This window comes from Pseudomonas sp. FG43, assembly GCF_057809175.1.
Window position 1 is genome coordinate 1 of sequence record NZ_JBMDJL010000030.1, and the last position, 12,568, is coordinate 12,568.

Consider the following 12,568-nt stretch of genomic DNA (forward strand, 5'->3'; position numbering starts at 1 on the left):
ACGACCTTCGGGTTATGAGCCCGACGAGCTACCAGGCTGCTCCATCCCGCGTCTGATAGGGCGGCATTCTACAGGGGAACGCATGGCTGTCAATCATTAGTTTCAAAAAATGCTTTTTTCTTCAAATGGTTAGCGATGCAAGGCTTGCGGTACATCGGATATGGAGGCTTGTCTGACGGGCTGAAAGCTCTGTGTGCCAGTGTGGGGCCGCTTTTCCGATGCATTGATTTGGCATCATGAGTGTCACTTCCTGACACCAATGCGATACTGCACGGCCATTGATTGCAAAATCGCCTTTCATGACTCAGCGCAAAATCATCCATATCGACTGTGACTGCTTTTATGCAGCCATCGAAATGCGAGACGACCCGAGCCTTGCCAGCAAGCCGCTGGCTGTCGGTGGGTCGCCGGACAAGAGAGGGGTGATTGCGACCTGCAACTATGAAGCCCGTGCTTATGGGGTGCGTTCGGCGATGTCCTCGCGTCACGCTTTGACGCTGTGCCCGGACCTGAACATCGTCAAGCCGCGCATGGATGCCTATAAAGAAGCTTCTCGGGAAATCCAGGGCATTTTTCGCGATTACACCGACCTTATCGAACCGCTATCGCTGGACGAGGCTTTTCTGGATGTGTCCGATGCCAGCCATTTCTCCGGTAGTGCGACTCGTATCGCTCAGGATATCCGGCGCAGGGTCTCGAACCAGTTGCACATCACGGTTTCGGCTGGCGTGGCGCCCAACAAGTTTCTGGCCAAGATCGCCAGTGACTGGAAGAAACCCAACGGGCTGTTTGTGATAACGCCCGATCAGGTCGAGGATTTTGTCGCCTCGCTGCCGGTCAGCAAGCTGCACGGTGTCGGCAAGGTCACCGCTGACAAGCTGGGGAGGCTGGGCATCATCAGTTGTATGGACTTGCGTCGCTGGAGCAAGCTGGCGCTGGTGCGTGAGTTCGGCAGTTTTGGCGAGCGGCTCTGGAATCTGGCGTTCGGGATCGATGATCGTCCGGTGCAGAATGACAGCAGGCGCCAGTCTGTGAGTGTCGAAAATACCTACGACACGGATTTGCCCGATCTGGCCAGTTGCCTGGAGAAATTGCCAGCCTTACTGGAAACCCTGGGCGTACGCATGGAGCGAATGGCCGGTCAATATCGTCCCGGCAAGCCGTTCGTCAAAGTGAAGTTCCATGACTTTACCCAGACCACACTGGAGCAGTCGGGAGCCGGGCGGGATCTGGGCAGTTATGAGCAATTGCTGACCCAGGCTTTTGCGCGTGGCGCCAAGCCGGTGCGATTGCTGGGGATCGGTGTGCGCCTGCATGATTTGCGCGGCGCTCATGAGCAGTTGGAGCTGTTTACCTGATAGTTGCAGGCTCCTTGCAAGGAGCCTGCTCGTTATTCGCTATCAGGATCTGTGGCAGGTGCCACAAGGCGGCCAGCATCCTTGGCCAGGGACTTGAGAAACTCGTTTTGCAGTTGAGGATCGTTGCGTGTCAGCTCGATCAGGCTCTGCTCCAGCTCGCTGGCTTCTTCTTCAAGGCCCAGTTCCGAAAGACGCTTGACCCGATGGACCCACTGTTTGACTTCATCGTCTTCCAGATCGTCGTAGATCAGCTCATGAGCTTCCAGCAGCTTGCCCCGCAGTGACTGGCTGATAGGCAGGCTGGCATTGGCATGCGCGTTGTCCTGATCATCCTCGATATTGAGGTACAGGCGAGTGACGCGGCTCAGATCCTGTTCGGCAAACGGGCTGTCGAGCAGGTTGAGACGCAGAACCCCGTTGCGATCCGTATTCAGTTCGTGGGTTTCGTTGCCTGCCTTCACCATGACCGGGCGTTCGTTCCAGGGCAGGGTGGAGTTCTCGATTCTCTTGTCCTTCTGGACTTCATCGATGCTGGCCAGGTTCTGCTGCGCCCGGCCATGGGACGGTGCGTTCATGAAAGGATTGAGGCCGGCAACGCCGTAATTGATCCAGTCTTTGGTCACGCTGTCGGGCAGTGTGCCGAGAGCGAAGACATTGACCACGTTGGCGCCGATGCCGGCCACCACGGCAACGGCTCCCAGCGGAATTTCGTAGATTTCCCGCCAGGGTTGATAGGGGGTGTAGCGGTCGTAATGGCGGGTCACTTCAAAGTCAGTGACTTCAAAGGACTTATGCTCGTGAATCCGCACCCGGCGCTGTGGCAGCTCAAGCGTCTTGGGCTCGCCGATATCGATCTGCAGAGTGTGTTCCAGCAGTTTGCGCTCTATGCGTTCTTCGTGCTCGCTGCGTTGTGACAACTGATTGGCACAACCGCTGACGAGGAAAGTACCGCATAGAACGGCGCTGCCGAGGCTTAGGGTGCTTCGTCTGAACATGGGATCTCTTGATGCGGATTGGGCATGTGATGAGTGGCGCGCCCGCATGAACGGGCGCACCTGTGACTCAGCGCTTCACACGGCCCTGGATGAACGACAGCACGTCGGCGACCGCAATGGCTTGTGGTTGCGACTCGATTCGGCTCTTGTATTCCAGATTGCCTTCGGCCAGACCACGATCACTGACCACGATGCGATGCGGAATACCGATCAGCTCCATGTCGGCGAACTTGATGCCTGGGCTGGTTTTCTTGTCGCGGTCATCGAGCAGTACTTCAAAGCCCGCGGCGGTCAGCTCGGCATACAGCTTGTCTGTCGCTTCACGAACGGCTTCCGTCTCATAGCGCAATGGAACCAGTGCAATATGGAAAGGCGTCAGGGTGTCGTTCCAGATGATCCCGTTTTCATCGCTGTTCTGCTCGATGGCAGCTGCGACAACGCGGGAAACGCCGATACCGTAGCAACCCATGGTCAGGTTGACTGGCTTGCCGTTTTCGCCCAGTACCTGGCACTTCATCGCTTCGCTGTACTTGGTGCCCAGCTGGAAGATATGGCCGACTTCAATGCCGCGCTTGATTTCAAGCGTGCCTTTGCCGTCCGGGCTCGGGTCGCCGGCGACAACGTTGCGCAGGTCGGCAACGGCAGGTACAGGCAGGTCGCGTTCCCAGTTGACGCCAAAGTAGTGCTTGTCGTCGATGTTGGCGCCAACGGCAAAGTCGCTCATCAGCTCGACAGAGCGGTCGATGATGCAGGGCAGTGGCAGATTCAGTGGGCCCAGGGAGCCTGCGCCTGCGCCGATGGCGTCACGCAGTTCGGCTTCGGATGCCATCACCAGCGGGCTGGCGACCTGTTCCAGGTTGGCGGCCTTGATCTCGTTGAGTTCGTGGTCGCCACGAATGATCAGCGCGACCAGCTTGCCTTCTTCGGCAGCGTGGACGACCAGTGTCTTGACGGTCTTTTCGATTGGCAGGTTGAAGCCTTCGACCAGTTGCGCGATGGTCTTTGCATCCGGGGTGTCGACCAGTCGCAGCTCTTCAGTTGCAGCACCGCGGGACTTCTCGCGTGGTATTGCTTCGGCCTTCTCGATGTTGGCTGCGTAATCGGAGCCATTGCTGAAGACGATGTCGTCTTCACCGGAGTCTGCCAGCACGTGGAACTCGTGGGAGCCAGCGCCGCCGATGGAGCCGTTATCGGCCTCGACAGGGCGGAACTTCAGGCCCAGACGGGTGAATACGTTGCTGTAGGCCAGATGCATGCGGTCGTAGGTTTCCTGCAACGAAGCATGATCGGCGTGGAACGAATAGGCGTCCTTCATGACGAATTCGCGACCGCGCATCAAGCCGAAGCGTGGGCGGATCTCGTCGCGGAACTTGGTCTGGATCTGGTACATGTTGATCGGCAACTGCTTGTAGCTGTTGAGCTCGTTGCGTGCCAGATCGGTAATGACCTCTTCGTGGGTCGGGCCCAGGCAGAAATCACGGTTGTGGCGATCTACCAGGCGCATCAGCTCGGGGCCGTATTGCTCCCAGCGACCGGATTCCTGCCACAGTTCTGCGGGCTGGATACCCGGCATCAGTATTTCGAGTGCGCCGGCAGCGTCCATTTCTTCACGAACGATGGCTTCTACCTTGCGCAATACGCGCAGGCCCATGGGCAGCCAGGTGTAGAGGCCGGAAGCCAGCTTGCGGATCATGCCAGCACGCAGCATCAGCTGATGGCTGACCACGACTGCATCTGAAGGGGTTTCTTTCTGTGTGGCGAGCAAAAATTGACTGGTGCGCATGGTTGGCCGTTGTCTGTTGCTGGGACTGGAAATGACCCGGCATTGTACGGTGGTGTGCCGGTCGCGTACAGCGCGCGGCTGGCGGTGAGTCTCAGGGTAGTACTTTTGTGGCGATATGAAAAAACCCGGCAATCGAGCCGGGCTTTTTCAAGTAGCAGAGACCGGCCTGTGATTACAGGACCGAAATCGGGTAGTCGACGATCAGGCGGAACTCGTTGACGTCGCCGTCTGCCTGAGCATCGTTGCCACGGTGCCATGCTTGACGGATACGGAAGGACAAGTCCTTGGCCGGGCCGGCTTGTACGACGTATTTGGCTTCAAGGTTGGTTTCGTGGTGTTTGCCGTCTTCGCCATACATACCAGCATATGCGCTGTTAGTAGGGGTCTTGGTGCCATCGATGTCATAGCCGCGCAGGTAGCGAGTCATGAAGCTCAGACCCGGTACGCCGTAAGGAGCCATGTTCAGGTCGTAGCGAGCCTGCCAGGACTTCTCGTTAGGGGCGTTGAAGTCGGAGTACTGAACGGAGTTGTTCAGGAAGATCGAGTCAGCAGCGCGGTTGTTGTCACCGATACCGATGTAGTCGAACGGAGTATTACCGTCGATCTTCTGGAAGGCCAGAGTGACTGTGTGAGCCGCTGCGAAGGAGTAAGCGACAGAGCCGGAGGCTGCAGTGTTATTGATCGAGCCAGCCTTGGCGCTGCCTTCGTCGAGAGTGCGATAGATATTGGCGTCGAATGCCAGAGACTGATCGCCACCCAGAGGCAGGGCGTAATTCACGTTGCCGTAGTACTGATTCCAGATGTCTTCAAGTCTTGAAGCGTAGAACGCTACGCCAAGGTTCTCGGTGATTGCATATTTGCCACCAATGAAATCTGCGCTATTGGCTTCTTCACCATCAAAGTTATTGGCGTAGCTCGCAAAAATCTTGCCGCTACGGTTGGTGTCATCCTGGCTGGTGCCAGAGTAGAAATGGCCCGCTTCCAAGTCAAGCCCAGCGATCTCGCTGCTTTGCAGGCTGATACCGCTGGCAGTCTGAGGCAGGAGGCGGGAGCCGCCGACGGCAAATACCGGGTTGGCAGGTTGCATGTCGCCGACTTTCAGTTCGGTTTTCGAGACGCGGAATTTGACTGCGCCGCCGCCTTTACCAAAACTGTCTTCGTTGGTGCCGTCGGAGCTGGTTACCAGGTTGCCGGAACCGGAGTATTTTTTCTGGCCGTCCAGTTTCAGGCCGAAGTAGCCGAATGCTTCTACGCCGACGCCAACGGTGCCTTGGGTGTAGCCGGAGCTATAGTTGACCCACAGACCTTGAGTCCAGTCTTTGTCGTCGCGACGGCTAGGGCCAGTGGTGTTTTTCTTGTCACGGTCGTAATAGTAGTTGCGCAACTTCAGGTCAAGAGTGCTGCCCTCTACAAAGCCCTTGGCTTCAGACTGGTCACTGACGAACGGTGCTGCTGTTGCCATTTGGGCGCTGGCTGCAGTAATTGCCAGTGCGATTGCGCTCCACTTCATCACTCTCATCGTGATTGCTCCTTTGGTTTTAAGAAGATTCAGGCCGTCCCACCTGTTTTTTTATCTGGGCGGCTCTTTCTTTTTTTGTCGGCGAAAATCTATCTCACGCTGACGGTAGTTACGATAGTTGCTGCCCTGTCTTTCCAGAATCTTTACGGCGTTGTCGCTAAAAGTTTCACGCAGGTCGCAAATGCATCATTTCCTTATCATGTATCCAGCTTTGCTATCTTCAGGCCCTTGTATCCGCGTTGAAATGATCCAGCTACAGATCGCCTTTCAGGATAGGTGCTCAAAGCTGTGAACTGCTATTCCCTTGGTCCTGATGTCCCTGTTTTCCGCCAGAGTCATTCAGGTCGTGTGAGTGTTGAAGCAACAAGCGTGCACAAAGTTCAAAATATTTGAAAAAAAATGTGAGATTTCAGTTTTTACTTGGGGTTTTTGTCGTAAGCATATGATTTTGATTGATTTATTTTTTCTGTGAAAAACGGGCTTTGCGGACCGATCAATGACCGGTTGAGGTGTCGGGAAGTCAGGAAATGTTACTGACTGCACCGGGATTTGAGTAAATCGCAGATCAGCGCTCTTTTTGGTATACCAAAGTGTTTCGTTTTGGTGCGCCGCTCCGAAAGGCTGCCATAACATGGATCCCGGTCTTTGCCTGCCAATAGGGTTGGCACGACGTTGTTTCATTTTTATGTTCATGTGCCGGTTTTTGCCGGTTTTCTTCTGCCTTCACCTGCAAGTGCCTCGCCGGCTGACGAGTGGCTTCCGGTATCAAACTGGTGCGGTTTTCATTGGAGGTGGGGCAGGGTGGTGCGCCGGTTTGCCGGGGGGCGTATCGGCGGATCGTGATGAAATGTGCTCAGAAGGGTGAAGCGCTGTCCGATCCTGCGTATCCTGCCGGGCTATACGAGGCGCCGCACTCTTGCGGGGCAGGTTAGACATTCAACCTGGCAAATCGGGGGTTTTATCGTGTTCGTTCTGGATTCGCGTCTCAAGCAGGACTCTTTGCCTGTCGGTGATTTCCCGTTGTGCAGGCTTTTATTGTCCAATGACTCGCGCTACCCATGGTTCATCCTGGTGCCGCGTCGCGCTGATATCAGCGAAGTCTTTCAGCTTGAGGCTCAGGATCAATTGCAGTTGTGGCAGGAAACCACCGCTCTGTCTCAAATCCTGAAGAGTGCATTCGACGCTGATAAACTCAATGTTGCGGCGCTGGGTAATGTCGTCAGTCAGCTTCACATGCATGTCATCGTTCGCAAGCGTGATGATGCAGCCTGGCCCGCGCCTGTGTGGGGCAAGCATCCGGCCCTTCCTTATACAGACGAACAGTTCGCAGCCGTTCTCGAGCGATTGAGGCCGGTATTGACGCAAGATTTCCGATTTGAGGGTGAGTGATCATGAACCTTGATGAGCGAGTCATGGAGTTGGAAAGCCGCCTGACTTTTCAGGAGGATACGCTTCAGGCGTTGAATGATGTGCTGGTGATACAGCGACGTGAGCTGGATCGATTGCAGTTGCAAATGACCGCGATGCTCAAGCGTCAGGAAGAAATGGGTAGCCAGTTCGATACGTTCGTAGAGGACGCTCCGCCGCCTCATTACTGATGTTTGCAGCAATAAAAAAACCGCGCTTTCCCTGAGGAAGGCGCGGTTTTTTATGGGGCGGCAGAAATCAGCGGCGCGGCAATGCGGCGATGACGTCTTCGGCTTGCAGGCCTTTGTCGCGGTTCATCACGGAGAACTCTACGCGCTGACCTTCGACGAGTACGCGGTGACCTTCACCGCGGATGGCACGAAAGTGTACGAAGATATCGTCGCCGGAATCGCGCGAGATGAAACCGAAGCCCTTGGAGGTATTGAACCACTTCACGGTGCCTGTATCGCGATTGCCCAGGTCGTGGCTTTGAGGTGCCGGTGAAGGCGAGGATCTGTAGAAGCTGACTCCCAGATGAAGTGCAACGGCAACTATGGCGACAATCAGGCTGATGATGATTGCCGGTTGACCAGCGATTTTATCGAGCGGAACGAGCAGGGTAAGGATTTGTATGATGACGGCAAGAACAAGCAGTGCACTGACCAGATTTTGCAGGTTGTGACGTGGTCCCCGGTTCCAATAGGGAATCACTGGAGCAAGCACCAGGTTGAGAAGCCCGAAGAAAGCCAGATAAAGCGCATCGGGTTGCAGCATTTCACTGCGCAGGCTGGGTATGAAGGAAAGCAGCAAGGCTGCTGCTCCCGTTACCAGGTGGACGATTTTCAACATTTTAAAAAGCTCACATTAAGAAGGATCACAAGGAAATAGCTGGTAGCGCCCGGTACGCTTCTGAAAAAGTGGAGGCGTGATGCACGAGCGATGGTCCAGCCTATGCGCTACAGCCGGATGGCAGGATCGGTAGCGACACGTTGTGTATTTAACAGCAAAGCCGAAGTCTACTCAAATCAAGTACCTGTGCGGCCTTGCTGCTTTGTTGGCGCCAATAAAGCGTCCTCTTCGATAGCCTTGAGATAGAGCCTCTGGCCGGGTTCTGGCGAATTCATGGAACTCGTTTTGCCGTCAGGGAGTCAGACAGGCTTGACGATTCAGGTGCTACTTTCCTGTATGGATGTGCCTATTTGAGCGAGTGCACCAATAGAAGGCTGCGCCCGTTGGCGTCTCTTGATAAAGTAGCGCTGTTACTGCTTTCCAATCCTCATCTAAAAGGGCATGAAACATGGCAATCGATATCGGTATCAGTGAAGAGGATCGCAAATCGATCGTAGACGGTCTTTCGCATCTGCTTGCAGATACTTATGTACTTTACCTCAAGACTCACAACTTTCACTGGAATGTCAGTGGGCCGATGTTTCGCACACTGCACCTGATGTTTGAAGAGCAATATAACGAGTTGGCACTGGCGGTAGACTCCATCGCTGAACGTATTCGTGCTCTCGGGTTCCCGGCGCCGGGCACGTATTCGACTTATGCTCGCCTGTCTTCGATCAAGGAAGAAGAAGGTGTGCCAAGTGCTGAAGATATGATCAAAAGTCTGGTTCAGGGCCAAGAGGCTGTTGTCCGCACAGCACGTAGCCTTTTTCCTCTGCTGGAGACAGCCAGTGACGAGCCTACTGCCGACTTGCTGACACAGCGCATGCAGGTTCACGAGAAAACTGCGTGGATGTTGCGTTCGATGCTTGAGTCCAGGTAACAGCTGAAGAGCAGCAGCGCCTGCCTGCTGCTCGTCTCAGGGCGCGTTGCCGTTTTTGCAGATGGCGACGCGCGTCTTGCGGCGATCATTCTGTCAGGGCATTCGGCCTGTATCGGGCCTTTGGCCAACCCTGCGCCGTGTGTTCTCGTCGCTTGTTATGCAAATGTAAAATATAAATATTAAACGCATTTGGTTGTCGCACTTAAGTTATAGCGCTGTCTTGAATTCTTTCTTCCTTGTTCTCTTGTAGTCATCTCCTACAACGTCAAGGTGTTGGTTCTACTGGATATAAGATCTTTAATCGGGCCTTATAGGAGTCGCATTTATTTATTTTTAAATGTTTCTTATTAGTGTTCGAATTGATTTTTTAGAAGGTGGATCGGCCATGGTTAGAGGTGTTGAACGTGAGGTCAAAGATTTAAGCAGGCATTCGTCTATACGCAATGATCCTTTTGTCGAAGACTTCAATATGAATCTGGCACAGCCGCACTCCAAATCGGTGCGGCTTAATGGGTTGGCGACCTGCCTGCGTCTGGAAAAGGTCTACTGGAACATACTGTCGGCGATTGCCCGATCCAATAATTGCTCCGTGAATGCAGTGCTCTCCTATATCGACAGGGAGGTTCACTTGCGTTACGGCGGTGTAAAGAACTTTAGCGGGCTGATCCGCGTTGTCTGCGTCGCTCACCTTTTGAAGGCCGATCGTCTTGAGGCTCAGGCCTGATGTTTCTTCGGGTTCGCCTCTGGCGGGCCTTTCGAGCGGTGTCGCAAGCCTGTTGCCCGGCACGAATACGAACTTATCCAGACAGGATGAGTTCGTTCGGCTGCACGGCCTCGATTAACTCTATATAATCCTTCGCCTTGCTGGCGGGCATGGCTCTGCGTTGCAGGGTCTGGCTTGAACCGGGTGCCGGTGCATTGCACTATCGAGCGCAGGCCAGGAGCGAATGCCCCACCGAATTTCGAATTACGAGAAGTGAACACACCATCATGATGCGCAGCCATTATTGCGGCCAACTGAACGAAAGTCTGGAAGGTCAGGAAATTACCCTTTGCGGATGGGTCCACCGTCGTCGTGACCACGGGGGCGTTATCTTCCTCGATATCCGCGACCGTGAAGGCATGGCCCAGGTGGTGTTCGATCCGGATCGTGCCGATACCTTTGCCGCTGCCGACCGTGTGCGCAGCGAATATGTCGTCAAGGTCGTCGGCAAGGTGCGTGCCCGCCCGGCGGGTGCCGTCAACGCCAATATGGCCTCCGGTGCCATTGAAGTGCTGGGTTACGAGCTGGAAGTCCTGAACGAATCGGAGACTCCGCCGTTCCCGCTGAACGAATATTCCGATGTCGGTGAAGAGACGCGCCTGCGTTATCGCTTCATCGATCTGCGTCGCCCGGAAATGGCCGAGAAGCTGCGTCTGCGCTCGCGCATCACCACCAGCATCCGTCGCTATCTCGACGACAACGGCTTCCTGGACGTCGAGACGCCTATCCTGACTCGCGCCACGCCTGAAGGCGCTCGCGACTATCTGGTGCCAAGCCGCACACACCCGGGCAGTTTCTTTGCCCTGCCGCAATCGCCTCAACTGTTCAAGCAGTTGCTGATGGTGGCCGGCTTCGACCGTTACTACCAGATCGCCAAATGCTTCCGTGACGAAGACCTGCGTGCCGACCGTCAGCCTGAGTTCACTCAGATCGACATCGAGACCAGCTTCCTCAATGAAGAAGACATCATCGGTCTGACCGAGAAAATGGTTCGTCAGCTGTTCAAGGAAGTGCTGGATCTGGAATTCGGTGAATTCCCGCACATGACCTTTGAAGAAGCCATGCGTCGCTATGGCTCCGACAAGCCGGACCTGCGCAACCCTCTGGAACTGGTCGATGTTGCCGATCAGCTCAAGGAAGTCGAGTTCAAGGTTTTCAGCGGTCCTGCCAACGATCCGAAATGCCGGATTGCCGCATTGCGCGTTCCAGGCGGTGCAAGTATTCCGCGTAAACAGATCGACGATTATACAAAGTTCGTCAGCATCTACGGTGCCAAGGGCCTGGCGTACATCAAGGTCAACGAGCGCGCCAATGGCGTTGATGGCCTGCAATCGCCAATCGTCAAGAACATCCCGGAAGCCAACCTCAATGTGATCCTCGATCGCGTTGGCGCGGTTGATGGCGATATCGTGTTCTTCGGCGCGGACAAGGCCAAGATCGTCAGCGAGGCCCTGGGTGCGCTGCGTATCAAGGTTGGTAACGATTTCAAGCTGCACACCTGCGAGTGGGCTCCGATGTGGGTCGTCGACTTCCCGATGTTCGAAGAGAACGACGACGGCAGCTTCAGCGCGTTGCACCACCCCTTCACGGCACCAAAGTGTACCCCTGAAGAGCTGGAAGCCAACCCTGGCAAGGCGCTGTCCCGCGCTTACGACATGGTGCTCAACGGTACCGAGCTGGGCGGTGGTTCGATCCGTATCCACCGCAAGGAAATGCAGCAAGCGGTATTCCGTCTGCTGGGCATCAAGGAAGACGAGCAGCAAGAGAAGTTCGGCTTCCTGCTCGACGCTCTGAAGTACGGCGCACCACCTCATGGCGGTCTGGCTTTCGGCCTGGACCGTCTGGTGATGCTGATGACAGGTGCCCAGTCGATCCGTGAAGTGATCGCCTTCCCGAAAACCCAGAGCGCTGCCGACGTCATGACCCAGGCTCCTGGTGTCGTGGATGCCAAGGCTCTGCGTGAGCTGCACATTCGTCTGCGCGAGCAGCAGAAGGCCGAGTGATGCGGGGCGGGGCGCATTCTTGATGCGTCCCGCATTGCAGGTTTTCCAGGCTGTGCCTTGTCGAGTAAAAAGCCTTTTGCCCGTGTGTGCGGGTGAAAGGTGAAGGTGTTTCAAAAAGAATCTGGAGCGAGAAATGGCAGGTCATTCTAAGTGGGCGAACATCAAGCACCGCAAAGAGCGTCAGGATGCCAAGAAAGGCAAGATCTTCACCAAGTGGATTCGTGAACTGACTGTCGCTGCCCGTCAGGGTGGCGGTGATCCAGGTTCCAACCCGCGTCTGCGTCTGGCGCTGGACAAGGCCCTTGGCGCCAACATGACCCGTGACACCATCGACCGTGCTGTTGCGCGTGGTGTCGGTGCGGACGATGGCAATGATGTCGAGGAGCTGGGTTACGAGGGCTATGGTCCTGGCGGTGTCGCTATCATGGTCGAGGCCATGACCGACAACCGTAACCGTACCGCCGCTGCCGTACGTCATGCCTTTACCAAGTGTGGCGGCAACCTGGGTACTGACGGTTCCGTAGCTTATCTGTTCGATCGCAAGGGGCAGATCTCGTTTGCTGCCGGTGTCGATGAAGATGCACTGATCGAAGCGGCGATGGAGGCTGATGCCGATGACGTCGTGAGCAATGAAGATGGCTCCATCGACGTGTTTACGTCGTTCGCCGGTTTCTACGCGGTTCGCAATGCGCTGGAAGCAGCTGGTTTCAAGGCATCCGACGCAGAAATCGTCATGTTGCCGACGACCAGTGCGGTGCTCGATCTGGAAACCGCAGAAAAGGTTCTCAAGCTGATCGACATGCTTGAAGACCTGGATGACGTGCAGAACGTCTATTCCAATGCGGAAATTCCCGATGACGTCCTGGAACAGCTTGGCTGATCAAGGGTTGTCGGTTGTACATTGGAGGCCGGGGGCAGGAAGCGGTGATCATCACGCCGCTATCGGCCTCCGGCTTCTGCCTTTATGCT

The 12,568-nt window shown here is 55.5% G+C and carries 11 protein-coding genes and 1 pseudogene; 7 read left to right on the plus strand and 5 right to left on the minus strand.

Annotated features, from left to right (window positions below; all coding sequences use genetic code 11):
* The first annotated feature begins 299 nt into the window (after positions 1-299).
* Positions 300-1,358: a DNA polymerase IV gene (gene dinB / locus ACODS3_RS25335; RefSeq protein WP_489036794.1), complete on the plus strand. Its 1,059-nt coding sequence runs from the start codon at positions 300-302 to the stop codon at positions 1,356-1,358.
* Between the two features lie 32 nt (positions 1,359-1,390).
* On the opposite strand, the gene ACODS3_RS25340 is transcribed toward dinB, so the two are convergent.
* The 3 genes from ACODS3_RS25340 to ACODS3_RS25350 form a co-directional block, all read right to left on the minus strand.
* Positions 1,391-2,353 carry a hypothetical protein gene (locus ACODS3_RS25340; RefSeq protein WP_201003493.1) on the minus strand — a complete coding sequence of 321 codons (963 nt, stop codon included), beginning with the start codon at positions 2,351-2,353 and terminating at the stop codon, positions 1,391-1,393.
* 67 nt (positions 2,354-2,420) lie between these two features.
* Positions 2,421-4,136, minus strand: a complete 1,716-nt coding sequence (locus ACODS3_RS25345; RefSeq protein ID WP_201003491.1) for a proline--tRNA ligase — start codon at positions 4,134-4,136, stop codon at positions 2,421-2,423.
* 172 nt (positions 4,137-4,308) lie between these two features.
* Positions 4,309-5,655: an OprD family porin gene (locus ACODS3_RS25350; protein WP_201017859.1), complete on the minus strand. Its 1,347-nt coding sequence runs from the start codon at positions 5,653-5,655 to the stop codon at positions 4,309-4,311.
* Positions 5,656-6,618: 963 nt separating this feature from the next.
* Between ACODS3_RS25350 and ACODS3_RS25355 the strand changes: the two genes are divergently transcribed.
* Together ACODS3_RS25355 and ACODS3_RS25360 are read left to right on the plus strand one after the other, a co-directional pair.
* Entirely contained in the window at positions 6,619-7,044 is a 426-nt protein-coding gene (locus tag ACODS3_RS25355; RefSeq protein WP_201003487.1) for an HIT domain-containing protein, read from the plus strand.
* 2 nt (positions 7,045-7,046) lie between these two features.
* The gene (locus ACODS3_RS25360; RefSeq protein WP_201003485.1) at positions 7,047-7,253 is read left to right on the plus strand and encodes a SlyX family protein; all 207 of its coding nucleotides are present in this window, start codon (positions 7,047-7,049) and stop codon (positions 7,251-7,253) included.
* A 67-nt stretch (positions 7,254-7,320) separates the two neighbouring features.
* Here the strand turns inward: ACODS3_RS25360 and ACODS3_RS25365 are convergent, their stop codons facing one another.
* Both ACODS3_RS25365 and ACODS3_RS25370 read right to left on the minus strand, forming a co-directional pair.
* Positions 7,321-7,542 carry a cold shock domain-containing protein gene (locus ACODS3_RS25365; RefSeq protein ID WP_004667445.1) on the minus strand — a complete coding sequence of 74 codons (222 nt, stop codon included), beginning with the start codon at positions 7,540-7,542 and terminating at the stop codon, positions 7,321-7,323.
* Between the two features lie 108 nt (positions 7,543-7,650).
* Positions 7,651-7,911, minus strand: a pseudogene (locus ACODS3_RS25370) (cold shock domain-containing protein membrane protein); the annotation flags it as partial.
* A 448-nt stretch (positions 7,912-8,359) separates the two neighbouring features.
* On the opposite strand from ACODS3_RS25370, the gene ACODS3_RS25375 reads away from it, so the two are divergent.
* The 4 genes from ACODS3_RS25375 to ACODS3_RS25390 all read left to right on the plus strand — a co-directional run bounded on the left by ACODS3_RS25375 (position 8,360) and on the right by ACODS3_RS25390 (position 12,479).
* A complete protein-coding gene (locus tag ACODS3_RS25375; protein WP_201003482.1) occupies positions 8,360-8,833 on the plus strand; it encodes a Dps family protein in 474 nt (157 codons plus the stop codon).
* 385 nt (positions 8,834-9,218) lie between these two features.
* Positions 9,219-9,557, plus strand: a complete 339-nt coding sequence (locus ACODS3_RS25380) for a ribbon-helix-helix domain-containing protein (RefSeq protein ID WP_201003808.1) — start codon at positions 9,219-9,221, stop codon at positions 9,555-9,557.
* 266 nt (positions 9,558-9,823) lie between these two features.
* On the plus strand, positions 9,824-11,599 hold the full coding sequence (gene aspS / locus ACODS3_RS25385; RefSeq protein ID WP_201017857.1) for an aspartate--tRNA ligase: 1,776 nt from the start codon (positions 9,824-9,826) through the stop codon (positions 11,597-11,599).
* A gap of 133 nt (positions 11,600-11,732) precedes the next feature.
* Positions 11,733-12,479 carry a YebC/PmpR family DNA-binding transcriptional regulator gene (locus ACODS3_RS25390; protein ID WP_025259001.1) on the plus strand — a complete coding sequence of 249 codons (747 nt, stop codon included), beginning with the start codon at positions 11,733-11,735 and terminating at the stop codon, positions 12,477-12,479.
* The last annotated feature ends 89 nt before the right edge of the window (positions 12,480-12,568 follow it).